The organism is Desulfosporosinus cupriresistens (assembly GCF_001707885.1).
GTDB lineage: Bacteria > Bacillota > Desulfitobacteriia > Desulfitobacteriales > Desulfitobacteriaceae > Desulfosporosinus.
In genome coordinates this window covers 19,466-45,065 of record NZ_MASS01000014.1, presented here as the reverse complement: position 1 = coordinate 45,065, position 25,600 = coordinate 19,466, and the positions used below count along the sequence as shown (strand labels likewise).

Annotated in this window: 20 protein-coding genes, 5 tRNA genes and 1 other RNA gene; 1 reads left to right on the top strand and 25 read right to left on the bottom strand. The window is 40.1% G+C overall.

What is annotated here, in order from left to right; genetic code table 11:
• Nucleotides 1-238: 238 nt before the first annotated feature.
• From nifJ to DSBG_RS07795, 7 genes are all read right to left on the bottom strand, one after another.
• On the bottom strand, nt 239-3,769 hold the full coding sequence (gene nifJ / locus DSBG_RS07825) for a pyruvate:ferredoxin (flavodoxin) oxidoreductase (protein WP_068963600.1): 3,531 nt from the start codon (nt 3,767-3,769) through the stop codon (nt 239-241).
• 357 nt (nt 3,770-4,126) lie between these two features.
• Nucleotides 4,127-4,381, bottom strand: coding sequence for a pro-sigmaK processing inhibitor BofA family protein (locus tag DSBG_RS07820; RefSeq protein WP_068963599.1), 255 nt, complete (start codon nt 4,379-4,381; stop codon nt 4,127-4,129).
• Between the two features lie 171 nt (nt 4,382-4,552).
• Nucleotides 4,553-5,149 (bottom strand): recombination mediator RecR, encoded by a 597-nt coding sequence (gene recR / locus DSBG_RS07815; RefSeq protein ID WP_068963598.1) that lies wholly within the window; start codon nt 5,147-5,149, stop codon nt 4,553-4,555.
• A 7-nt stretch (nt 5,150-5,156) separates the two neighbouring features.
• Nucleotides 5,157-5,501, bottom strand: coding sequence for a YbaB/EbfC family nucleoid-associated protein (locus DSBG_RS07810; RefSeq protein ID WP_009624684.1), 345 nt, complete (start codon nt 5,499-5,501; stop codon nt 5,157-5,159).
• A gap of 72 nt (nt 5,502-5,573) precedes the next feature.
• A complete protein-coding gene (dnaX, locus tag DSBG_RS07805) occupies nt 5,574-7,247 on the bottom strand; it encodes a DNA polymerase III subunit gamma/tau (RefSeq protein ID WP_068963597.1) in 1,674 nt (557 codons plus the stop codon).
• A 79-nt stretch (nt 7,248-7,326) separates the two neighbouring features.
• Nucleotides 7,327-7,592: signal recognition particle sRNA large type (gene ffs, locus DSBG_RS07800), an RNA gene on the bottom strand.
• Nucleotides 7,593-7,684: 92 nt separating this feature from the next.
• A tRNA-Ser gene (locus DSBG_RS07795) sits at nt 7,685-7,776 on the bottom strand.
• A gap of 280 nt (nt 7,777-8,056) precedes the next feature.
• Here DSBG_RS07795 and speD point away from each other — a divergent pair.
• Nucleotides 8,057-8,872, top strand: a complete 816-nt coding sequence (gene speD, locus DSBG_RS07790; RefSeq protein ID WP_068963596.1) for an adenosylmethionine decarboxylase — start codon at nt 8,057-8,059, stop codon at nt 8,870-8,872.
• Nucleotides 8,873-8,880: 8 nt separating this feature from the next.
• Here the strand turns inward: speD and spoIIR are convergent, their stop codons facing one another.
• From spoIIR to dnaN, 18 genes are all read right to left on the bottom strand, one after another.
• Nucleotides 8,881-9,552, bottom strand: a complete 672-nt coding sequence (gene spoIIR / locus DSBG_RS07785) for a stage II sporulation protein R (protein ID WP_068963595.1) — start codon at nt 9,550-9,552, stop codon at nt 8,881-8,883.
• Between the two features lie 191 nt (nt 9,553-9,743).
• Entirely contained in the window at nt 9,744-10,220 is a 477-nt protein-coding gene (locus DSBG_RS07780; protein WP_242877474.1) for a DinB family protein, read from the bottom strand.
• Between the two features lie 126 nt (nt 10,221-10,346).
• Nucleotides 10,347-12,686: a PAS domain S-box protein gene (locus tag DSBG_RS07775; protein WP_242877472.1), complete on the bottom strand. Its 2,340-nt coding sequence runs from the start codon at nt 12,684-12,686 to the stop codon at nt 10,347-10,349.
• A 547-nt stretch (nt 12,687-13,233) separates the two neighbouring features.
• Nucleotides 13,234-13,716: a hypothetical protein gene (locus DSBG_RS21730; RefSeq protein ID WP_176716220.1), complete on the bottom strand. Its 483-nt coding sequence runs from the start codon at nt 13,714-13,716 to the stop codon at nt 13,234-13,236.
• 154 nt (nt 13,717-13,870) lie between these two features.
• A tRNA-Ser gene (locus DSBG_RS07765) sits at nt 13,871-13,963 on the bottom strand.
• Nucleotides 13,964-14,013: 50 nt separating this feature from the next.
• Nucleotides 14,014-14,460: a tRNA adenosine(34) deaminase TadA gene (gene tadA, locus DSBG_RS07760; protein ID WP_068963593.1), complete on the bottom strand. Its 447-nt coding sequence runs from the start codon at nt 14,458-14,460 to the stop codon at nt 14,014-14,016.
• A 14-nt stretch (nt 14,461-14,474) separates the two neighbouring features.
• Nucleotides 14,475-14,553, bottom strand: a tRNA-Arg gene (locus DSBG_RS07755).
• A 121-nt stretch (nt 14,554-14,674) separates the two neighbouring features.
• A tRNA-Arg gene (locus DSBG_RS07750) sits at nt 14,675-14,751 on the bottom strand.
• A gap of 70 nt (nt 14,752-14,821) precedes the next feature.
• Nucleotides 14,822-14,911: transfer RNA gene (locus DSBG_RS07745), tRNA-Ser, on the bottom strand.
• Nucleotides 14,912-15,013: 102 nt separating this feature from the next.
• Nucleotides 15,014-16,279, bottom strand: coding sequence for a serine--tRNA ligase (gene serS / locus DSBG_RS07740; RefSeq protein WP_068963592.1), 1,266 nt, complete (start codon nt 16,277-16,279; stop codon nt 15,014-15,016).
• Nucleotides 16,280-16,492: 213 nt separating this feature from the next.
• Complete coding sequence (locus DSBG_RS22990; RefSeq protein ID WP_176716219.1) at nt 16,493-16,633, bottom strand: hypothetical protein; 141 nt, start codon at nt 16,631-16,633, stop codon at nt 16,493-16,495.
• A 119-nt stretch (nt 16,634-16,752) separates the two neighbouring features.
• Nucleotides 16,753-17,340 carry a pyridoxal 5'-phosphate synthase glutaminase subunit PdxT gene (gene pdxT / locus DSBG_RS07735; RefSeq protein ID WP_068963591.1) on the bottom strand — a complete coding sequence of 196 codons (588 nt, stop codon included), beginning with the start codon at nt 17,338-17,340 and terminating at the stop codon, nt 16,753-16,755.
• Nucleotides 17,341-17,342: 2 nt separating this feature from the next.
• Nucleotides 17,343-18,227: a pyridoxal 5'-phosphate synthase lyase subunit PdxS gene (gene pdxS, locus DSBG_RS07730; protein ID WP_009624675.1), complete on the bottom strand. Its 885-nt coding sequence runs from the start codon at nt 18,225-18,227 to the stop codon at nt 17,343-17,345.
• A 173-nt stretch (nt 18,228-18,400) separates the two neighbouring features.
• On the bottom strand, nt 18,401-20,884 hold the full coding sequence (gene gyrA / locus DSBG_RS07725; protein WP_068963590.1) for a DNA gyrase subunit A: 2,484 nt from the start codon (nt 20,882-20,884) through the stop codon (nt 18,401-18,403).
• A 14-nt stretch (nt 20,885-20,898) separates the two neighbouring features.
• Nucleotides 20,899-22,833 carry a DNA topoisomerase (ATP-hydrolyzing) subunit B gene (gene gyrB, locus DSBG_RS07720; RefSeq protein ID WP_068963589.1) on the bottom strand — a complete coding sequence of 645 codons (1,935 nt, stop codon included), beginning with the start codon at nt 22,831-22,833 and terminating at the stop codon, nt 20,899-20,901.
• Nucleotides 22,834-23,045: 212 nt separating this feature from the next.
• Entirely contained in the window at nt 23,046-23,303 is a 258-nt protein-coding gene (remB, locus tag DSBG_RS07715; RefSeq protein ID WP_009624679.1) for an extracellular matrix regulator RemB, read from the bottom strand.
• Nucleotides 23,304-24,398, bottom strand: coding sequence for a DNA replication/repair protein RecF (gene recF, locus DSBG_RS07710; RefSeq protein ID WP_068963588.1), 1,095 nt, complete (start codon nt 24,396-24,398; stop codon nt 23,304-23,306). It lies immediately after the preceding gene.
• An 8-nt stretch (nt 24,399-24,406) separates the two neighbouring features.
• On the bottom strand, nt 24,407-25,510 hold the full coding sequence (gene dnaN, locus DSBG_RS07705; protein ID WP_068963587.1) for a DNA polymerase III subunit beta: 1,104 nt from the start codon (nt 25,508-25,510) through the stop codon (nt 24,407-24,409).
• Nucleotides 25,511-25,600 lie beyond the last annotated feature (90 nt).

The window sequence follows — 25,600 nt, the reverse complement described above, 5'->3', positions numbered from 1 at the left end:
GCACAAACAGAATAGCTTAATAAATAGTATAAGAATAGACCGTGGGAACTCCTTAGTTCTTTCCAAGGAGTCCTCCCTGCGAAGACATTAGTATATCCTTTATTGTTTTATTCGTCAATGATCATAATTTAAAGATTTGGTAATTTTTACTTATTCTTTATAACCATATTCTAATGCAAAAAGAGCAGGTTACCCTGCTCTTTTAAACAAATCTATTAAATTGTTTCTCAACTAGATTTTAGTCCCACTTTTGGTCAGCAAGACGTTTGTAAGATTCATAGCGAATCTTGGCATATTTTTCGGCACCCACAAAGAGATCCTCAGCACTTTCTGGGAAGGCACTCTGCAAGGAAGAGTAACGAACCTCACCCATAATGAAATCACGGAAGGAACTCGTAGGTTCTTTAGAATCGAGGCTAAATGGATTCTTGCCTTGATCTATCAAATCCGGGTTGAAACGATAGAGATGCCAGTAACCGGACTCAACCGCTTTCTTTGCCTCTTGTACGCTCTTAGTCATTCCCGCTTTAATACCATGATTTATGCATGGAGCATAAGCAATGATTAAAGAAGGTCCTTTATAAGCCTCTGCTTCCTTCATAACTTTGAGGGTATGAGCCATGTCCGCGCCCAAGGCGATTTGCGCCACATAAACATAACCATAACTCATAGCAATTACACCAAGATCCTTCTTACGGATCTTCTTACCTGCTGCCGCAAACTTAGCTACAGCGGCACATGGCGTCGCTTTGGAGGATTGTCCGCCAGTATTAGAATAGACTTCCGTATCAACGACAAGCACATTCACATCTTCCCCGGATGCTAAGACGTGGTCTAATCCTCCAAATCCGATGTCATACGCCCAGCCATCTCCACCGATAATCCACTGAGATTTTTTAATGAGATAATCTTTTTTAACCAAGATTTCAGCGAGGACTTTGTTGTCCCCAGCGTATCCTTGAAGAGCGGCAAGGATCTTAGCTGCTGCTGCTTTAGAGGCCTCTGCGTCATTCCAGCCGCTGAGCCATTCTTGGAAAGCCTCTTTCAACTGGCCATCAATATCCATCTCTAATGCTTGCTCCATCAAACTGACAAGTTTTTCGCGGAGTTGGCTAACGCCCACGTACATACCATAACCAAACTCGGCGTTGTCCTCAAACAACGAATTGGCCCAAGCGGGTCCTTTACCTTCCGCATTGGTCGTATAGGGAACTGCAGGGGCACTTCCAGTCCAAATAGAAGTACAGCCCGTTGCATTAGCAATCATCATGCGATCACCGTGGAGTTGGGTGATAAGTTTAATATATGGAGTCTCACCACAGCCTGGGCATGCTCCGCTAAATTCAAGTAAAGGCTGAGCAAACTGGCTGTTTTTAACTGAACTGAGTTCGAAATACTTACCCTTATTTGGTATGGTCGTAGCATACTCCCAATTTTTAGCTTGAAGTTCAGTTTGCTCATCCGCTGGCTTCATGATAAGGGCCTTTCCTTTAGCCGGACAAACTTCTGCACAATTACCACACCCAGTGCAGTCCAGAGGACTCACTTGAACACGGAACTGGAGGCCTTCAGTCCCTTTACCCGTTGCTTTCTTGGTTGCGAATGTTTCCGGAACGTTTTTAACTTCTTCCTCGTTCATTAAGAACGGACGAATCGCCGCGTGAGGGCAAACGAAAGAGCACTGATTGCATTGGACACATACTTCTACCTGCCACTCTGGGACGATGACAGCGATACCACGTTTTTCGTAAGCAGAAGTTCCCAGCGGTACCGTTCCGTCCTCACTGCCTGAGAATATGCTGACCGGAAGGCTATCGCCTTCTAAAGCACTAACTGGACGAACAAAATTCTTAATGTAAGCAGGCTCTTCGACTGCCGCAGCAGCTTGAGCTTGAGCATTGTCTGCATCAGCCCATGACGCTGGTACTTCAACCTTTACAAAGGCAGACACACCCTGGTCAATTGCTGCAATGTTCATATCCACCACGCTTTGACCGCTTTTGCCATAGGCCTTTACGACCGAAGCTTTCAGATAATTGATAGCTTCTTCGACAGGAATCACGTTTGCCAATTTAAAGAAAGCCGCTTGCATGATCATGTTAATGTGCGAACCGAGACCAAGTTTATTAGCAATTGCTATTGCATCAATAATGTAGAAATTGACATTGTTTTTGGCAATGGATTGCTTCATAGCGACTGGAAGTTTTTCAGCCAGTTCTTCAGCCGACCAGTTACAATTCAGGACAAAAATGCCATTTTTCTTAAGGCCTTTTAAAAGATCGTATTTATAAACATACGTTTGATTGGAACAAGCAATATAATTTGTGCCAGTAACATAATAGGGAGATTTAATAGGTTTCTTACCAAAGCGGAGGTGGGAAATCGTGTTTCCGCCGGATTTCTTACTGTCATATTGGAAATATGCTTGAGAATAAAGTTCAGTGTGATCTCCAATAATTTTAATGGCTTGCTTATTAGCTCCAACAGTTCCGTCTGAACCCAGACCCCAGAACTTGCAGGAAATTGTTCCTTCCGGGGCAGTGTCAATGATTTCGTCTTCAGCTAAGGAAGTATGGGTAACATCATCTACAATCCCAATGGTAAAGCCATTTTTAGGACTTTCAGACTTGAGGTTCTTGTATACAGCCAGTACTTGAGAAGGAGTCGTATCTTTAGAACCTAAACCATAACGGCCTCCAACAATTACTGGTTTAATCTCGTTAGTGTAGAAAATTTCTTTAATGTCTAAATAAAGAGGTTCACCTAATGAGCCTGGTTCTTTGGTGCGCTCTAACACTGCAATCTTCTTAACCGTTGTTGGCAACACTTTGAAGAAGTATTCACTGGAGAACGGACGGTACAGGTGAACTTTAACAACCCCAACCTTTTCCCCTCTGGCCAAGAGGTAATCAATGGTTTCCTCAACCGTGTCACAAATCGAACCCATTGTCACAATGACATACTCTGCATCCTCGGCACCATAGTATTGGAAAGGATGATATTCGCGTCCAGTAAGTTTCTTATACTCCTGCATATAATGTTCAACCAAATCAGGAATTGCAGCATAGAAAGGATTGCAAGCTTCACGGCCTTGAAAGTAGATGTCAGGATTTTGAGCTGATCCACGCAATACCGGATGCTCTGGATTCAAAGCACGGTCACGGAAACCTTGAAGAGCCTCCCAATCTAATAGTTGAGCAACATCCTCATACTCAGGAACTTCAATTTTTTGAATTTCATGAGAAGTACGAAATCCGTCAAAGAAATGAAGAAACGGTACACGAGCTTTAATCGTGGTGAGGTGAGCGATAAAAGCTAGGTCCATAGCTTCTTGCACGTTATTTGAAGCAAGCTCAGCGAAACCAGTCGCCCGCACAGACATAACATCCTGATGATCACCAAAAATTGAAAGTGCATGGGTTGCCAAGGCACGAGCGCTCACATGAAATACGCAGGGTAGAAGCTCACCAGCAATTTTATACATGTTAGGAATCATTAGTAATAAGCCTTGTGAAGCTGTGTAAGTGGAAGTTAAAGACCCGCCTTGGAGTGAACCGTGTACTGCACCAGCAGCCCCCCCCTCGGATTGCATCTCCACAACCTTAACCGTTTGTCCAAATACATTTTTTCTCCCAAAAGCAGCCCATTCATCGACCAATTCAGCCATTGTCGAGGAGGGAGTGATCGGGAAGATTGCGGCGACTTCCGTAAACGCGTACGACGCGTGAGCGGCCGCTTCGTTACCATCCATGGTTTTCATTTTTGCCATTATTTTTATCCTCCTAATCATGTGCTTATTTTAATTTTTGGGATTATGTAGGATGATTCCCTTCTGTTATTTCAGAATATTATCAATCATCCGTCTTCCCTGTCTTATAACAGCATAGCATAACAGCAGCACTTCTACAACAAGCTATCTGGTTTATAACTCGCCTTATCTCACAAAATCGCCAAAAAATCAATGGCATAAGAAAAAATTATGGCACCTAATTCAGTCCAATTCTGAATAGTGCCAATATACATAATTAATATAACCTGTGAATACATATTTTGTCAAGTATTATAAGTCAGATACGCTTCACTTCCAATTTCCTTACCCCTAAGCAGCACTGAAAGATCTACATAATCAGATTCCTAAAAACTGCAGCACAACTAAGGCCAAAACTCCAGGAAACCCTAAAAGCCCAACCAAGGTAATCGTAAATAAATTAATGGGCACTGCAAATCCAAGAATACTAAGCAGAAAATCGAACAACCAAAGGCCGACGATTCCTCCTAACATATGAATAACAATCTTCAAAAATAAATTAGGCCTACCAAGAGTAGAACGAACAACTAATCCTATTAGCAAGATAAGCAGACCAAGAAAGATCAGGGTCATGCATTTTCCTCCTCGTCCCGTGCTAGTCCATAAATATGCACTCGTTGGACAAAGAAGAACTCTAAGTTAGATAAAAGTTTCTAACGAATATCTAGCTAGAACCAAAAGAACAAAAGCGTGCTCACTGAATTCTTTACTTATCAGTGAACACGCTTTTTATTAATGACCGGATTAGAGTTGTCTTCGTCCCTCTAAAGCCCGGGCAATGGTTACCTCATCGGCATATTCCAGATCTCCACCCACGGGTAAACCATGTGCGATCCGAGTTACTTTAATTCCCAAAGGTTTTAGCAAGCGAGCCAAATATAAGGCCGTTGCCTCTCCTTCTACCGTAGGATTCAGGGCCATGACGACTTCTCCTATTCCGTCTAAACGTTTCAGGAGTAAGCTGACGGTTAATTGCTCCGGCCCAATACCATCCATTGGCGAGAGGACACCATGAAGAACATGATAAAGACCTTTAAATTCTCTAGTTTTCTCTAAGGACACAACATCTCGCGGATGCTCAACAACACAGAGCAATGTTTGATCCCTTTGCGTATTCTGACAGAGTCCACAAGGGTCTTGATCAGTAAAGTTCGAACATATGGAACACTTCTTAATATCTCGGTTAGCTACAACGATTGCCTGTGCTAAATCCTCTGAAATTCGGGGTTGTTGAATGAGGTAAAAGGCCAACCGCCCTGCTGTTTTAGGTCCAATTCCCGGGAGGCGAGCCAAACTACTAATAAGGTCTGCCAAAGGTTGTGGGTATTGTAAGAAATCCATAGATCGCCTAGAACAATCCGGGGATCTTTAAGCCACCGGTCAGTTTACCCATTTCATTGCTAGCCATTTCTTGGGCCTTTCTAAACCCTTCGTTTAAAGCTGCTTTAATCAGATCTTCCAACATTTCTACATCCTCTGGATCAACGGCTTCAGGTTTAATTTTCAACTCAACTAATTCCATTTTCCCACTCACGACGACCTGAACCATTCCACCGCCAGAGGAGGCATCGACTGTTTTAGTCTGAAGTTCTTCCTGTACTCTTGCCATATCCTCTTGCATCTTTTGAGCCTGCTTTAACATTTGGCTCATATTGCCACCCATTCCGCCGCCCATTCCTTTTAAACCTGCCATTTTAACACACATCCTATCCACTATTTTATCGTTTACTTTATCTATGATAAAAGCCCCTAAACTATTTTAATATTATTCCTCTTTGACAACCACTAGATCCGCTCCGAACATGTCCTTGGCTTTATTAATCAAGGTCTGTTCTTGAGTCTTCAACTCTTGGCTATCAGGTGTATCCTTGCTTTGGAACTCATTTTCCATAAAATTCTGCAAGGTTAAGGAAATTCCGAATACCTGTTTTAGGACATCTTCAATCGTCTGTCGATTTTCGATTTGGCTTACTTTGTCCTTATGAAAGGAACATCCCTCGCGAAAGAGTATCGTCAAGGTATTACCCTCAAGTTGAATCGGTTTTCCTTCCAGCAAAAAAGCCTGAGTTGATTTCTTGCGCTTTTTGACTTGTTCCAAAACGTCATTCCAGCGCCCTTGAATCTCCTCTATTCTTAGGTTGGGTTTGGCCTCTTCCGCGGTGTTACCTGAATCAACTGTTTTGACCTCTGCTTTGGGTGTCTTTGGAGACGGGCTTAGATTGTTCGGAGTTGGATTTATTTTAGAGCTGACAGGAGATTTCCTTTCAGGAATTACTTCGCGTACTAAACGTGCCCCATGGATCTGTTGTTCCATGTCTGATAATCGCTTTAAAATTGCTTCCTGGCCACTAGTCGACGTTGGTTCACTTTCATGAATGGTCTGAACTAATAAGAGTTCGGCAGCCAACCGAGCGTTAGACGCATATTTGAGCTGACCTTCTCCTTGTAATAGAATGGAGATCCAACGCAACATTCGAGAGATTCCAACCAGTTGGCTCTGTTTAACCAGCTGGTCCTTAATATGGGGTGCAACCAAAGGTATTTTTCCTGTAGCACCGGTTAAGAGCATTTGACGAAGATAATCCAAGAGTTCTCTGATAATCTGCCGAGGATCACGACCTTGTTGAATACCTTCTGTTAAAAAGTTCAAACTCTTAGCGTAATCAGAGGTGATTAGCGCTTCAACTAACTGAGCACTAAAGGTCTCACCGACCATCCCCAGTACCTGATACACTTCTTCCACCCCAATCGGGTCATTCTGAAGGAGACATTGGTCTAGAATACTTAAGGCATCCCGAAGGCCTCCTTCTGATTTTTGAGCAATTACCACTAAGGCACTGGGATTGACCTGCCGATTTAGAGACATGCATACTTCAAGCAATCGTTTTTGGATATTTTCTATAGAGATTCGATGAAATTCAAAACGTTGTACACGCGAGAGAATTGTCAAAGGTATTTTCTGAACCTCAGTTGTTGCTAAGATAAAAACAACCTGTGCAGGAGGCTCTTCTAGTGTCTTTAGCAAGGCGTTGAAAGCCTCTGTTGTTAACATATGTACTTCATCAATAATATAAACTTTATGTTTACCTTGTATCGCACTTAATTTAACATTTTCACGCAGATCGCGAATCTCATCAATTCCACGGTTTGAAGCGGCATCAATCTCAAAAACTTCCATGGCTGAACCATGGTCAATACTGAGGCAGGAAACACAATGATTGCAAGGTTCCTCCCCATCCCGCTCTTCACAATTCAAGGCTTTTGCTAGGATTTTCGCAGCAGTTGTTTTACCAGTACCTCTTGGTCCACTGAATAAGTACGCATGCGCAATCTTTTCTTGTTTTAGAGCATTAACCAATGTTTTTGTAATATGCCCTTGCCCTACGATGTCTTTAAACTTCCTTGGACGCCATTCACGATAAAGTGCCAAATAAGCCATACTTTCACCCTCATGCATAGAGTGTGCCATATACCAAAAAAGATGGTACGTTGACCACCTTTATCTTATTCATAAATAGCCGTACACCCTTGATCGAACCATCGCCTCCGAACGTTACCTTGGTCAGCAAACTCGATTCAGGCAACCTTACGGCACACAAAACGCTCTCCTTAGTGCTGCTTCCGTCAAGATCTGACACGGTTCGGAGTGTCCTGTTGCGTAAGACCAAAATCTCATCGCCGCCAACCAAAGACAGCTTCACAGGCGAGGACCTATCGCGGGAATTCCACCTTGCTAGAGCGGACTGCAAGTTACAGGGAACCGCTACCTCCCCATCTAGTACGGCTAAATCAATTATAGCAAAATATAGAAGACTTGGCTAGCGCCAAGCCCACAGGCGACGGCGGTCGCCTTAGTTGCACCTAAATCTTTTAAAATGGCGGAGAGAGAGGGATTTGAACCCTCGACACCGGTTGCCCAATGTACCCGCTTTCCAGGCGGGCGCCTTCGACCACTCAGCCACCTCTCCATGTCCCTCAAATCTTAAAACACTATTAATATTTCGCTAATTTAGTGAACAAGAGAGATTATATCGTAAAGTTACAGGTTCGTCAATAGTTAATCTAATGTAAATATATGTTAATTTCAATGTTGCTTAATATTACAAGCCATTCTGAATTTTTATCTTAAAAATTATAGCTGTTTTAAGTGCATCTAAGACGATACTGAATATTTTTACCTTAATTATCGTAGAGTATCCTGTATATCTCCTTTTAATCAAATAGTTCAATCAATTTTTGGAGGGCACAATGGAAATTAAACCACTAAAGGAACTCAAACTATATGGTTTTAATAATCTTACAAAAACCCTAAGTTTTAACATGTATGATATCTGCTATGCGAAATCAACCGAGCACCGTCAAGCCTATATTGAATACATTGATGAAGAATACAATTCAGACCGTCTTGCCCGGATTCTTACTGATGTAGCTGATATCGTTGGAGCACATATCCTAAATATAGCTAAGCAGGATTATGATCCTCAAGGGGCAAGTGTCACTATGCTTATTTCTGAGGAACAAGAGAAAGAGCCTCTATCTGGAGCTCAAGCACTAGATCTAACGGGTCCCTTGCCTACGGCTGTTGTTGCTCATCTAGATAAAAGCCATATCACCGTTCACACTTATCCAGAAAGTCACCCTAATAAAGGGATTAGTTCCTTTAGAGCAGACATCGATGTCTCCACTTGTGGTAAAATTTCTCCCCTAACAACGCTAAATTACCTCGTCGATAGTTTCTCTCCAGATATTGCTATTGTTGACTACCGAGTTCGAGGATTTACTCGAGATCTGAATGGTAAGAAATTTTTTATTGACCATAAAATAAGTTCCATTCAAAACTATCTGTCCACAGAACAGAGAGACCTATATCAAATGATTGATGTTAATGTCTATCAGGAAAATATCTTTCACACTAAGATGATGTTAAAGGACTTTGATTTGGATAATTACTTGTTCGGCATGGCCAAGAAAGAGCTCCTGCCTCGAGAAAAGAAAAAAATTAAACAACGATTAAACAAAGAAATGGCAGAAATCTATCATGGCAAAAACATCCCGAAAGTGTAATGCGTATATCAGCCTAAAATTCGATTGATCATTTCCCAGAAATAAAAACGTACCTTTGGTGTACCTAATGTGGAGCTTGCTGTTCGTTTTAGCGGTTGATCTATTGATTTGTTATTAATTGGAGTACCCGGCTTTCCATCAACTTGAACAGCCGTAGAATGATCAATATCAATAAAGCAAAGAGGAGGGAAAAGCACGCACCACCAGTTCGATCCTCGCCCTTCTCCTATCACAACACGTAATGCTTCATAGTCTCCAGCTGGTAGCACCAATGAACCATAGGATTTCGTAGGAAAGCTAAAATGACCATACTGTGTATGCACCAAATAATCCTTACCCCAAGCCTTCACTACCGAACGTCCAATATCCTCCATATTTGGTCTAATTTTTTTAAGAATTTGCCGTGATTCATCTAATGATTTAGAAACTGCTAACTGAGGAGAAACCGCTTTTAGAATGGCATCTCTAACAGCTCGCTTCAATGCTTGATCCTGTTCACTATCCGAATTCGCGAGAACATGAAACCGAATCAATTGATCTGGTGTTGAAGCGAGTGTCTCTTCATCAGAAGTTTCATTGATATTAGAGAGCTCTATCGCACGTCCTTCACTGATAGGCCTCCAGAAAGATCCAATTGCTAAAATTCCAATTAAAATTACTATAATCCGTACTATTTTCATAAGCCTAAACCTCTCTCTCCTGAACATCTGTATTTGCTCTCTTTATTAGAGTTTCTTTAAGGCATCTTTTACTCTAATAATAGTCTGTACAGGAATGTGAAGATTTAAACAAGGTAGCGAATTAAAATCCCTAGCTCCTCATTTAAAGTTAAGGAAAGCTAGGGATTTTTTCTACACAATAGTGTGCAGCTTTATGAGCTAAACTTTTTCAACATTTTAATAGTTTGAACGTGCATACCTTCATGATACATAGAAAATGTAAGAAACTCGCCAATCGTCTTTAAGGTCAAACCTGAAGGCATGGTTAATGGGTTGACAACAGCTTCATCCAACCGATTAAGTAATTTTTCTTTGATTCGATTTGTTTGATCGTCTAATAACTTAATTAACTCCGACAATGTTGGTGGTTGTATCTTCCACTCAGAGGGTTTAGTGTCCTTTCCAAACAAATCTGTAAATCCGTCCGGCATTTGTATTGGTTCTTGTGTGAAGCCGAAGGCAAATCGTTCTTGAACTAGATAAACATGACCTAGATTCCAACGGATGTTATTGCTAAACCCTTCAGGTACAGAATCCACTTGGCTTTCACTGAGTTCCTTCACTGCGTTAATTGTGTTAGTTCGTACGACCTTTAGTTGATTAAATAAAAAATCTTTCAAATCTATCACACCTCCAAGATTATTATATCAAATTATAATCAAGTATCACATGAAACTCGGCTATTTCCTAAACCCTAGGGCGAATGTAACTTAGTTACCTAGATACGTTGGGCCACAGATGGTCGAGAATCCCTACTAGGCGATCCTTTCGTTTTGTTCCTGCTCCTTATTTGGAATAGGAAATAGTATAAAAAATGTTGTCCCTCTAGGAGTAGAGTCAATGTGGATCTTAGCGTTATGAGAGTCTGCAATTTTATAGCATGTTGCCAACCCCAACCCAGTTCCATTTTCTTTCGTCGTGAAAAAGGGAGTTCCTAGTTTACTAATATTTTCTTGCGAAATTCCACTGCCCTCATCGGCAATTGCAAGCACAACCTTGCCTTCATGTGAATAGATTTTAACAGTTAGACAACCTCTCTCCTGCATTGCTTCCAGTCCATTGCGGGTTAAATTAAGAATCAGTTGGGAAATCTCTTTGGTATTTAGTTCTAGGTTGGGAACCTCAGCTGGAATGTAACAGATTTGTTTATTTTGGTTAAAAGCATCGGCTTCTAAAAGAGGATATAAATTATCGAAAATATGGTTAAGGTTTTGGGATTTCAACTCAGTTTGTTTTGTTTGCGCCAGAGAGAGAAATTCCGTAATAATTGAGTTTGCACGATCTAGTTCCGAAATCATTAGCTCAAAAGTAGATTTCTGAGCTTCATAATCAGGTTTTAAACTTAACAGTTGGATATAACCACGCACAGTAGTAATCGGATTCCTTATTTCATGTCCTATTCCGGCGGCTAATTGCCCCACAAGGTTGAGTCGATCAAGTCTAGCAATTTCGATTTCTGTTCTCTTACGGCTTGTGATATCTCGGAAATAACATGTCATTCCAGTTTCTGTAGGGTAAGCATTTACCTCAAACCATTTATTGCCTAGAGCCTCAGAAATAATTTCGAAATTAACCGATTTATTCTCGTTCATTACTTCCTGGTAACGTAATAGGGCGGCATCATTGACCTTAAATACTTCGGTCATTTTTTTGCCCAACAATTCATTACGAGATTTACCAAAAACTATTTCTCCTGCACGATTAATATAGGAGAACTGCCAATCTCTATTAATAGCATAAAAACAGTCTGTCATACTTTCTAGAATAGAGGTCATTGCATCTTGAGATTTAATCAACTTTTCGTGTGCTAATTTTCGTTCAGTAACGTCTGTATAATAAACTGACACTCCAAGCGAAGAGGGATATACATTAACTTGGTACCATGTGTCTTGATGTAAGAAGCTAAGATATTCAAACGTCATGGGTAGGTAATTATTCTTTGAATTCTGATAATTCAGTTCGAGTATAGATCCCTGGACTTGAGGGATTACATCCCCTAAAACTTTACCCAAAAGCTCTTCTCTTTTTTTTAATAATAACTCCTCTGCCTTTTTATTAACAAATGTAAAACGCCATTGATTATCCAGAGCATAGAACCCATCAGGCATATTATTGATAATATCTGCAATAAGCTGGTTACTTCGAGAAAGTTCTGCTTCTAATTTTAAGTGTTTACTGAGTTGTTCAACCCTTTCTGTTTGCATTCGTTTTATTTCAGTAACATCGTTAACAATTGCTACACATGCGTATTTACTACTAGGCATCTGAAAATTAGACAAGTCAGCAGTAAAGTGTCTTCCGTCTTCTGTCGTAATTTCTTTGTGTTGTTGTTTTGTTGTATCCAACCAAGTTGAATCGGAGTCCAGTAATAGATTGGGGTGTTTAATATAAGGGTAACACTGGAGTTGAGTCTTTGTATTTTTACTGGACAATATGGGGCCAAGGCCATCAAAAATTATTATATTTAACGGACTGCAGTTTACTATAGCGTTCAGCATTGCTGCTTTAGCAAAAAATTCATAGGTCCAGAAATAGAAGTTAAATATTATGGTCGTTGCCAACGGAGTTATAATTAGATACGGAGCAGCAACAACTCCAAGAATCTTTGCCAAATTACTCTTCCATGGAGGTATAAAGGCAATAATGAATATTAAAACAAACGCCATGACAATGCCGATTACCAACCAAAACAATACTTTCTTTCCATTCTGGTTGTTCCTTAAATATCTACCTAAGATACTTCCAAAACAAGCAAAAGTGGTAATGCTCGCAATACCGCCCATCGAACCACTTCCGCCCACATTATACCGGTATAGACAACTAATTAAAGCAGCTATCAATGCAGTTACTGGACCACCTATAAAACCAGCCATAGTCATGGTAACATGTCTAAAGTCATAAAATCGGCCTTCGACAACCGTTATTCTACCGTGCATTACAAAAATCGTAATCAGACCAAACATAATACCTAGTATGTAAGGCGAGTATTTCTTCTTGAGTGATAGGTCTGTCCAAATAGTAAAGCCGCAAAAAAATAAGACCACTAGAACATTAGTAACAAAGTTGTAATACAAATACAAGCCTCCCTTTAACAATTAATATAAGTTAACTATTTCAATTGTACCTCCACTACTGGCAGAAATTTGTCGTATAACAATAATTTTTCAATGATAATTTGTAATAACTTAGCTTCATATGTCAAAGATTACATTGCAAACATTAGTTCATATCAATTTATGTAATTTAAGATAGCAACTCCTAAAAGAAGAACAAGTTTTCTCTTATTAACCACTTTAAATTTTAACCTATATTTTTATATTTTGACTGCTAATCGTGAGCATCACCAGTACCTTTACTTCTTTTACTCTCACAAAATTTTAATATAAAAGAAAGGCCTTCGCCTTGGCGAAGACCCCCTTATTATATGTTATTCTCCTCCCACCAAGGAATTTCACTGAATTAATAGTTTCCATTAATGTTGTATTACAGGATTTGAATAGTCATTCGTATTTTGATCTGAAATATTAGCATTAGCCCATGAAGTATCTAATTGATCTTGGGATGTATTCTGGTCTTGAGCTATTTGAACATTTTGAGTTAACAATGATGAATCAGACAACGAAACGACTGCTTGAGCAGTAGTTATGCCATAGAGAATATTATGCCACAAGGCACACTAAAGTGACTTCTTGTCATATGTGGTTTACTTGAAAAAAGTTTGGCCCGTTGACCAAAATTATATAAAATGCCCCAAGCCATCGTGCCGGCAAAGGCGCCCTTAATAATATGGTGATCTTTTCCTGTGCGTTTGAGCATTTGATAGATCGGTATCCCAAGTGCCGCACCTGTAACCATGTGTAGAATCTGTCCAAGCGCAAAATTCTCTGTGCGGTTCGTTCTGAAGCCCCTCATAATTATGGAACCTGAAAGATGTCCATAAAGCATATCAGTCTTATTGGTTCTCCATAGTAAGAGATTAGATATATCCATTGCTATTGTGCCTATTAGACCCCCTAAAAGACTTATTATCAAGGAATCCTTTAGTTTAATTCCTCGATTAACTACACTCCATATATTTCTAATTCCCGACAATTTACTTATAATAATATATTTTGTAAAACCCATTACTGACGACCTCCTTCCAATTTTCATTATTACTATCTTTATTTACCCGGCCATTACGTTTTCTACTCTGGAAATTATTTTATGTAATGGAAATGATCTTAATAATAAAAGGATCTTTGCGTAAATCCACAAAGACCCTTTATTTCTATGTAATTGGCGGAGAGAGTGGGATTCGAACCCACGAGAGCCCTCACAGGCCCTACTCGATTTCGAGTCGAGCGCCTTCGACCAACTCAACCATCTCTCCATATATAGAAAACTTGGCTTACGCCTAGCCTTCATGCTCCGATAACTGATTCAACGCAATTTCCTGAAAAACATTCTTAAGATATCAACACATTCTTCTTCCAGAACACCTGCGACAATATCTACGCGGTGGTTCCATAGCTTGTAGTCCAATACATTCATTACTGAACCTGTAGCTCCGCCTTTTAGATCCATCGCGCCATAAACAAGTTGCTTTAAACGGGACTGTAGGATTGCTCCAGCACACATCGGACAAGGTTCTAACGTTACATATAAGACAGCATCGGATAAACGCCAACTCCCTAATACTTCAGTCGCTCGTTGAATCACTAAGACCTCAGCATGAGCTGTTGGATCGTTTCTCTGCTCCTTTTCGTTATGAGCTGCGGCGATTACTTGACCATCATGAACAATAATTGCTCCGATCGGAACTTCTCCTTGTTCAAAAGCCATCTGAGCTTGCACGAGTGCAAGATGCATCCAATCTTGATGAAACATATATACCTCGATTTTGGTGACCCCGGGAGGAGTCGAACCTCCGCAAGACAGGGTTTAGGAAACCCCCGCTCTATCCGCCTGAGCTACGAGGCCTTGTGATTGTCAAAGAAAATTAATTTAGATAATCATCTGAGGTAAGGTAGGTAAAAATCGCCTACAAGTCGCTAAATGTGCGATTTTCGATCCTCGAATATCGCACATAACATTGATTAAATGGTGCGCTCGGAGGGATTCGAACCCCCGACATTCAGATTCGAAGTCTGACGCTCTATCCAGCTGAACTACAAGCGCAAAAATAGTTAAAAATCCATAGGAAGCACATTGACTCGAACACCGAGCTTCGAACATCGATTTTCGAAATTGGCGGAGGGGGTGGGATTCGAACCCACGGACCCCTTACGAAGTCACCGGTTTTCAAGACCGGCTCCTTAAACCGCTCGGACACCCCTCCAAGTTAAACAACCGAAAATTAGTATATCATATATATTAGATAAATACAACTAAGTTTCTGGTACATCACTGTATTTATCAAATGGGTAAATCATCCAACCCATTATCCAATATATTCAACGCCCATATAAGGCCGTAGTGCTTTAGGAACACGCACCTTACCATCATCATCCTGGTAGTTCTCCATAATAGCAGCAACTGTACGCCCAATGGCTAATCCGCTGCCATTTAAAGTATGCGGATACTCTGGTTTATCTTTAGGACCTCTTCTAAAACGGATGTTAGCGCGACGAGCTTGGAAATCTTCAAAGTTACTACAAGAAGAGATTTCTCTATAGGTATTGAAGCTCGGTAGCCACACTTCCAAATCATATGTCTTCGCCGAAGTAAACCCGAGATCACCTGTTGATAACGCCATAACACGATAAGGAAGTTCTAATTCTTGAAGAATACTTTCAGCATCTCTAGTCAACAATTCAAGTTCTTCATAGGAATTCTCAGGTAAACAGAACTTAACTAGCTCTACTTTATTAAATTGGTGTTGGCGAATCAATCCTCTGGTATCCCGTCCTGCAGAACCAGCCTCAGAACGAAAACATGAACTATAGGCACAGTGATGAATCGGCAATTGACTTCCGTCTAAGATTTCTTCACGATATAGGTTTGTGACAGGCACTTCTGCCGTAGGAATCAAGAAATACTCTGTCCCGGCAACTTTAAATGCGTCGTCCTCAAATTTTGGAAGTTGACCTGTACCAATCATTGAAGTGCGATTAACCAAGTATGGTGGAAGTATTTCTGTATATCCCTTTGAGGTGTGTCGATCAAGCATAAACGATATAAGGGAACGTTCAAGCTTAGCACCTAAACCTTTATAAAAGGTAAAGCGTGCACCTGTGACTTTAGCTGCTCTGACGAAATCTAAAACATCCAATTTTTCGCCGATCTCATAATGAGCTTTTGGCTCGAATTCAAAATGGCGAGGAGTTCCCCATGAACGAACTTGAACATTAGAGTTTTCGTCTGGACCAATTGGTACCGAAGCATGAGGGATGTTCGGAATCTCATAGAGCACTCTTTCCATCTCTTGCACAATGTCTGCTGATTTTAGTTCCAAATCTTTAATAGTTTGACCTACCTCACGCATTTCTAAAACAAGACTTTCCGCATTTTCCCCGGTCCTTTTCAAGCGCCCAACTTCTTCAGAGACTGTATTGCGACGGGCTTTTAAAGTCTCAACTTCAAAAAGCAATTTGCGTCTATCTTCTTCTTGTCTTAAGAAGTGGTCTAAACTAATTGATACGTGACGCTTTTCCAAAGCTTCCTTAACCACTTCAGGGTTGTTACGAACAAACTTAAGATCCAACATGTTAAAAAAACCTCCCATGCCAATAGAGAAAACTCGGCTGGCGCCCGCGCGAAACAATGTCTTCGCACGTATTAGCCTTCTTGCAGACACCTGTCTTCACACGTGTTAACCTTCTTGCAAGCTTTAGCAAAGGCGGCAGCCTTAGTTGTACTTCTGTTTCCTGAAAGTATCGAACGAAAAGTTTACTTTCGGATTAGTATAAAAAAAACTTGGCTAGCGCCAAAGCGCTGGCCAAGGATGGCCGAGTGTCCCTGAAGCCATGACTTGACAGGACATCCGATTTAGAGCGCCGCCAAGACTCAAACAAAGTTGTTCAAGGTATAAAAACACCGCCCGAAGACACTGTCTTCGCACGTATTAGCCTTCTTGCAGGATGGCTAGGTGTCGTGATGGCAAGGCGACGTGACGGCCAGAAAGGACCCACGGGCGCTAGCGTAGTCTTAGTTGAACTTAGATGCAGTTATAAAACGTTTTTACTTCGTCCAATGTTCATCAATCATGTCCAAAAAGTATTTATGAACCCTTTGGTCTGGGGTAAGTTCTGGATGAAAAGCACTCGCTAATAGATTTCCCTGTCGGGCAAAAACTATCTTGCCCTCATACTCCGCCAAAATACCCACATTTGGTGCTACTTCCTGCAGATAAGGAGCTCGAATAAATACTGCCCGTAAAGAACTAGAGCCCATGGCAGGAACAAAAAGATCGGTTTCAAAGCTTGCTACTTGCCTACCAAACGCATTTCGTTCTACAACGGTATCCATAAGGTTCAATGAATATTGATCACTGTTAATAATAGTTTTACTAAGGAGGATCATGCCTGCGCATGTCCCAAAAATAGGTAAATCCTTAGCGCCAAGCTCCTTGATCTTTTCACCTAGTTCATCGATCATTAACAGTTTACCAATAGTCGTACTTTCCCCACCTGGAATAATCAGTCCATGAATTCCTTCAAGATCGCTTGTTTTTCGTATTTCAACAACATCACAACCCAATTGCTCTAAAACCTGCCGGTGCTCGCGGAAAGCGCCTTGCAGCGCCAAAACGCCAACACACTTTTTCATTTTTACCAACCCCGTTCTTGCATACGCTGAGAATCAGCCAAAGTAGAAATTTCAATTCCTGACATGGGCTGTCCTAAATCTTTAGAAATTTCTGCAAGAAGTTTTGCATCCTTATAGTGTGTTGTTGCTAAGACAATTGCCTTAGCACGTGCTTTAGGATCACCGGACTTAAAGATTCCAGAACCAACAAAAATACCATCTACTCCAAGGTGCATCATCAGTGCGGCATCAGCTGGCGTAGCAATACCACCTGCAGCAAAGTTAACAACTGGTAATTTTCCGTGTTCAGCGACATATAAAACCAATTCATAAGGCGCGCCCATATTTTTGGCAGCTGTCATCAGTTCTTCTTTTGGCATTAAGGTTAACGAACGTATATCGGTCATAACTGTACGCATATGTCGAACAGCTTCAATAACATTACCAGTTCCAGGTTCTCCTTTAGTACGAATCATTGCAGCCCCTTCTCCAATTCGACGCAAGGCTTCTCCTAGATTACGACACCCACAAACAAAGGGCACTTTGAAGTCATGCTTATTAATATGATAAGCATCATCTGCAGGTGTTAATACTTCAGATTCATCAATGTAATCAGCACCTAATGCTTCTAAAATTTGGGCTTCTACAAAATGCCCTATGCGTGCTTTCGCCATGACAGGAATAGTAACCACTGCCATGATACTTTGTATGATTGAAGGATCTGCCATGCGGGCTACTCCACCTTCAGCTCGAATATCCGAAGGGACACGCTCTAAAGCCATTACGGCACATGCTCCAGCCTCTTCTGCTATAATAGCTTGTTCAGGAGTCGTCACATCCATGATGACGCCACCTTTTAGCATTTCTGCGAGCCCTGTTTTGACCTTCAAAGAACTAATATCAGTCAATTTTATTTCCTCCTTATTTTAAAACAGTTAAGATTATTGTAACTTAAACTTCATCTTAAGTATGGTTTGCTTTTTAGGGAGAATATGTCAACTTATGCCTGTACCATTATTTTATCAGTCAATGTCTGGTTCTTACCTTCGACATGGTAACACTTAGCTCGAATTTTGTCAATTTAATCCTCTTCTTCAGAGCCATCCAGATCTTCGGTCTCATCAATTTCTTCTTCATCTTTCATCAAAACCTTGGCCATCGCTACAACAGTACTTGTGCCGGTTCTCATGGCCAACACCCCTTGTGCGGAACGACCTTGATTAGAGATACTTGAAACCTGAATCCGGAGCATAATACCGTTATTCGTAATGACCATCAATTCATCTTCTACTTGAACAACCTTGATTCCAACCAATGAACCTGTCTTCTCATTCAATTTCATACCAATGATTCCCTTGCCTCCACGTCCTTGAACACGGAATTCATTGAGATAGGTACGTTTAGCAAACCCGTTTTCACTCATGGTCAAGAGCTCGCCTTCATCGCCGATTACATCCATACCGACAACCACGTCGTTTTCATCAAGTGTAATCCCTTTTACCCCTCGGGCTGTACGTCCCATGTATCGTACGTCAGATTCCGCAAAGCGAATCGCTATTCCATTTCGTGTAGCAAGAAGAATATCATCTAACCCCTGGGTTAGTTTAACACCAATAAGTTCATCACCTTCATCAAGGGTTAAAGCAATTAGTCCATCACGCCGTGATGAATCGTACTCTTTCAGAGCAGTCTTCTTCATTATACCCTTTTTCGTAGCGGTAATTAGAAAATAATCGGAACTATATTCTTTTATCGCCATGACTGCCGTAATCATCTCATGCTGGCTTAAATTCAGAAGATTTATAACCGCAGTTCCTTTGCCAATTCTACTAGCCTCTGGAATTTCATGAGCCTTTAAACGGTACACTTTACCCTGAGATGTAAAGAATAGAATATGATGATGCGTTGTTGTCGTAAAAAGATGTTCCACAAAATCTAGTTCTTTTGTAGCCATCCCGTGGACACCTTTGCCCCCTCTGTTCTGACTCTTATAAGTATTCAGAGGCAATCGCTTAATATACCCATAATGGGTTACTGTTACTACTACGTCTTCTACAGCAATGAGATCTTCTATATCCATCTTGCTGACATCAACCGTGATGCGTGTCCTTCGTTCGTCGCCAAATTTATGATTGATTTCAGTCAGTTCAGTTTTAATTATCCCAATTACCATACTTTCCGAGGCAAGAACCGCTTTTAAATAGGCAATGGTATTCATCAGTTCTTGATATTGGTTTTCTAATTTTTCTCGTTCAAGCCCAGTTAAACGCTTTAACCTCATATCAACTATAGCTTGAGCCTGCTTTTCACTCAAACCAAAACGAATTGTAAGATTTTCTCGAGCAGTCGCCTCGTCAGCGGAAGAACGAATGGTTTCTATAACCTCATCAATATGGTCAAGTGCAATGCGCAATCCTTCGATAATATGCGCTTCTGCTTCCGCTTTATTAAGTTCAAATTGGGTTCTCCGAACAATAACGTTCTTTTGGTGTTCTATAAAATAATGAATCATATCTTTAAGTGTAAGAGTCCTCGGCTGCCCATTTACCAAAGCAAGCATATTTACGCCAAACGTATCTTCTAACTGAGTATGTTTATAGAGTTGATTCAAAATAACTTGCGGATTGACATCACGCCTTAATTCAATCACAATACGCATCCCTGATCGATCTGATTCATCTCTCAAATCAGTAATACCATCTAGTCTTTTATCACGCACAAGTTCAGCTATTTTCTCAACCATTCTAGCTTTATTGACCATAAAGGGGATTTCTGTCACGACAATTCGATTTTTCCCTGTTTTCTCCATAGGTTCAATATATGCCTTTGCTCGTGTTTTAATCGAACCTCTTCCTGTCGTATAGGCAGACCTAATCCCTTCATAACCCATAATTGTTCCACCAGTTGGAAAGTCGGGACCTTTGACATAGTTCATCAATTCATCAATTGATAACTCTGGGTTATCAAGTAGGGCAATAGTCGCTTCGATAACTTCATTTAAATTATGAGGAGGAATATTCGTTGCCATTCCTACTGCAATCCCTGATGAACCATTAACAAGCAAATTGGGAAATTTAGCAGGTAATACAGTCGGTTCATCTTGTTTCTCATCATAGTTAGGGGTAAAATCGACGGTATCCTTATCAATATCAGCCAACATATAGGACGCAATTTTCGCCATACGAAGCTCAGTATAACGCATAGCAGCCGCAGAGTCTCCATCAATAGAACCAAAGTTTCCATGTCCATCAATGAGCGGATAACGACTAGCCCAGTCCTGCTCCATTCGTACCACAGCATCATAAATTGAGCTATCCCCGTGAGGGTGAAATTGACCCATACAATCCCCGACAAGACGTGCTGACTTACTATAGGGTTTATTAGGAGTCAGACCCATCTCATGAAGGGTATATAATATTCTGCGATGCACCGGTTTGAGCCCGTCTCGAACATCGGGCAAAGCACGGCTAACTATAACGCTCATCGAATACTCAATAAACGATTTTCGCATTTCATCAGCAATTTCAACAGGAAGAACTTTTCCTCCCAGTATTTCATCCGACATGAATGAGCACTCCTTTAAGCATCTATATTGCGTACATCTTTAGCATGGAGATTAATAAAGTCTCGGCGCGGTTCGACTTTGTCTCCCATTAATACCGTAAACATTTCTTCAGACCTAATAGCGTCTTCCATCGTTACCTGTAAGATCGTGCGCTTCGCTGGGTCCATTGTTGTTTCCCACAACTGTTCTGGATTCATTTCTCCCAAGCCTTTATAACGCTGGATTTCAACTTTATCTTTACCAATTTTCTCAAGAATTTTACCAAGTTCGAAATCCGAATAAGCATATTGAATATCTCTCCCCTTCTTTACCTTAAAAAGAGGGGGTTGCGCAATATAAACATAATGGTTTTCGATTAAAGGCCGCATATAGCGATAAAAGAAGGTTAGTAAGAGTGTCCGTATATGGGCGCCGTCAACATCAGCATCTGTCATAATGATCAACTTATTATAACGCGCTTTTTCTATATCAAACTCATCGGAAATTCCTGTGCCCATTGCGGTAATCATGGCTCGTATTTCTGCATTTTCCAATATTTTATCCAGTCTTGCCTTTTCCACATTGATAATTTTCCCACGTAGAGGCAATATGGCCTGGAACCGTCGATCTCGTCCTTGTTTGGCAGAACCACCTGCGCTGTCACCCTCGACGAGGTACATTTCACACAGATCCGGTTCTTTCCATGAACAATCCGCAAGTTTACCAGGTAGAGAAGTTCCCTCTAAAGCACTCTTACGTCGTGTCAATTCCCGTGCTTTACGGGCAGCATCACGCGCTCGGGCTGCTTGAACAGATTTATCAATAAATTTTCTGGCGATCGCTGGGTTCTCCTCAAGAAAAGTACTTAATCCTTCTCCCGTTGCAGAGTCCACAATACCACGTATTTCACTGTTCCCCAGTTTTGTCTTTGTTTGCCCTTCAAACTGAGGGTCAGGCACTTTGACAGAAATCACGGCAGTTAATCCTTCCCGGATGTCATCTCCGGTCAGATTAGAATCAGCGGCTTTAATGATATTATTTTTACGGGCGTAATCATTAACCACACGCGTTAAAGCAGATTTAAAGCCAGCTTCATGCGTTCCACCTTCTTGGGTATTAATATTATTAGCATACGAAAATAGATTTTCAGCATACCCGTCATTATATTGCATACTGACTTCAACCTGAACATAATCCTTAATTGTTTCAATAAATATTGGTTGAGGATGTAGGCAATCTTTGTTTTTATTAAGATAACGAACAAAATCCTGAATTCCACCTGTATGTAAAAACGTTTCTTTAACGTTAGTCCTTTCATCCGTTAAGTTAATTGTTACACTTTTATTTAGAAAAGACAGTTCTCTTAGGCGATGCGCTAGAATATCAAAATCATAAACTGTATCTTCAAAAATATCTGCATCTGGAACAAAAGATATCTTTGTCCCACAGCTTTCAGTAATTCCGATATTAACCAAATTCGACGTTGGTTTTCCAATCGCATACTCCTGATGATAGACATGTCCGCCTTTAGATACCTCTACAACCAACCATTTTGATAAAGCATTCACAACACTTAAGCCTACTCCATGTAAACCTCCAGAAACTTTATAAGCACTTTCACTTCCACCGAATTTTCCACCAGCGTGTAATACCGTTAAAGCAACTTCAACAGCGGGTAAACCTGTTTTAGGATGTATATCTACTGGAATTCCACGACCATTATCTACAACGGTGATGCTATTGTCTACATGAATAAAGACATCAATTTGATTACAAAAACCGGCTAAAGCTTCGTCAATACTGTTATCGACTATTTCATATACAAGATGATGAAGGCCTCTGCTACTCGTCGTACCAATATACATTCCGGGACGTTTACGAACAGCCTCTAGTCCTTCAAGAACTTCGATTTGCCCTGCATTATAACTATCACTAGGGTCCTGAATTTGTTTGTCTTTGTCTTCTTGCAAAGCTGTTTCCTCCCAATAAATACCTTCAACCTTATTATTGTACACTAAATAGTTATCTGTTTCAATTTTCAAGCCTGCGGGACGCAGTGTGACACGAAAAAGACATCTTACGTAAGTAAAATCAGCAAACTCTTTGAAAGCAATCGATCATGGATATGGGTAGCGCATAGAGTCCTGCTAGTTTGCTCTACATCTTGAGACCGAGCACTATATCACACAAGTTCTCCCATATTAAGAGAAGAACGCTTGAATAGAGTTATAGAAGAAATAGGTGATAAAAAATATTCTTGAGACGTAATAATTAATGTTTTCTCCTTCCCTGGTGCAGAAATGTAATTAATATTTTTATTTTTTTTGATATTATCTAAGAATTTTTCATTATTTTTACCTTCTGTAGCAGTTTCTAAGTCGATGATAGCAACTACTTTATCCTTTTTAACCAGAATATCACCACCAAGATGTAAATACATTTACGGTTTCCTCCTTATATGTCCTTGCTCTACATGGTATATTGCGCCTGAATCAAGATTCGGTTCAGCACTTGTCATAGTTAATAAGGTTTGAATACTCGATGATTCAATAAATTTTATTAAGTAGTCTCTCCTAAAGCTATCTAATTCAGACAATACATCATCAAGTAAGAGGAGGGGGTATTCTCTTTTTTCCTGATGAATAATTTCTAATTCAGCAAGTTTCAAACTTAAAACTAACGATCTTTGTTGCCCTTGTGAAGCAAAGAGCCGTGCTGGTTTATCATTTAAAAGAATTTGCACATCGTCACGATGTGGACCAACGAGTACCATTTGACGTTCTATTTCTTGTTCTAGCTTATCATTAAGTAATTGAGGAAATTCAGAGATAGCTTCATCTATATTTTTCTTACCCAAAGCTATATAAATAACCTCCATTTTTTCTTTCTGAGAACTCAGGTCGGCATAGATTTGATCAGCTACATCTTGTATTCGTAGCGTCAGATCCGTACGATTGCGAATTATTTTCTCTCCTAATTCGATTATTTGTTGATTCCAAAGTTGCAATTGAGAATATTTAAGTGATTTTTCAACATATGTTTTCAAGAGTGCACTTTTTTGCTGTAAGACTTTATTGTAAGCATTAAGAATACTTACGTGACCTGGACGCATTTGGGCAATATGCAAGTCTAAAAATCTCCGTCTTTCTGAAGGACCTCCTTTTATCATCACAAGGTCATCTGGAGAAAAGAAAATTACATTTATCGTTCCAACAAAATCAGATAAACGTTGACAAGGTATATGATTTATTTTGACCATTTTCTTTTTATCTCGATAGTGGCTCTCCAAAAAAATTTTATGGTGAGCTAGTAAGAAGTCGCCATAAAGATGGAATTCACTTTCTTCCCAGCGCAAGAGTTCTTGTTCGCGTTGTACCCGATAAGATTTGCCTGTAAGAAGGTAATATATTCCTTCGATTAAGTTAGTTTTTCCTTGGCCATTATCTCCAACTAATATATTAGTTCCAGGCATGAACTGTACTATTTGATCCTGATAATTACGAAAATTTTGTAGACGTAATTTATTAATCATCATAATTTAAATTAAGATGTTCGAACCGGTAGTACAAGATACAGATAATTTGGATTATCTAAAGGACGCATAACTCCTGGACTAAATGGACCGGAAAGTTCAAACATAATTTGTTCGCTATCAATGACTTTCAACGCATCAATAAGAAACTTAGCATTGAAAGCAATCATCACATCTTTTCCTTCCATTTTTATTTCTATTTGCTCCGATATTTTACCTAATTCAGACGTTTGGTCAATCCTTAATTCGGTTTTTTCTACATTTATCCTAATAATATTGGCTCCACTTTTATCACGAGAAAGTAACGATGCCCGTTCTACGGCTTCTAAGAAGCTTTTTAAGGATAAATTTACTTTAGTTTCACATGTCTGAGGTATAACTTGTTTATAGTTGGGAAATTGACCTTCGATAAGACGAGAAACTAAATAAATGGCTCCAAATTGGAATACCACTTGAGTATCACTAGAACTGATAGTCAAAATTTCATCCTCCTCATGCAAGAGACGATAAATTTCTGACAAAGTTTTAGCGGGAATAATTCCACTAAACTGTAATTCTGAGGGATTAGGCATTTCAGCAATGCTATAAGCTAAACGATGAGTATCGGTTGCAACTAAACGAATACTTGATCCTTCAATTTGTAAGAGGGTTCCCGTAAAAACTGGTCTATTTTCCTCTATAGCACAAGAAAATACGGTTTGTCTAATCATATTTTTAAAAATCGTAGTAGGCAAAGTAAATGAAATAGGATCCATCAGGTCCGGTAACAAGGGGAATTCATCTGGATCGTAGCCATTTAAGGTTATCTCAGATTGATGATAATAAATGGTAATTGTTTTGTCCCGTTCTTCTAATGTAATAGTTGTTTCCGGTAATTTACGTACAACTTCCGAAAAGAGTTTAGCGGGTACGACCACTGTGCCTTCTTCAGTAACCTGGGCAGGTACTTCACAACGAATCCCCATTTCAAGATCAGTCGCTGCAAATTGTAAAGACTGTTGTTCGGCTACTATTAAAATCCCTTGAAGAACAGGTAAAGTGCTTTTACCAGATACAGCCCGTTGAACAGCATTTACACCTGAAAGCAGTGCGTCTTTTGAGCAGAAGATTTTCATATGAATCGAATCCTCCTAAAATTTTATCCTCATAGTTCTTAATTCGTTTATTAATAATAAGATATTAGATAGTAGTTATAGTAGTATTAC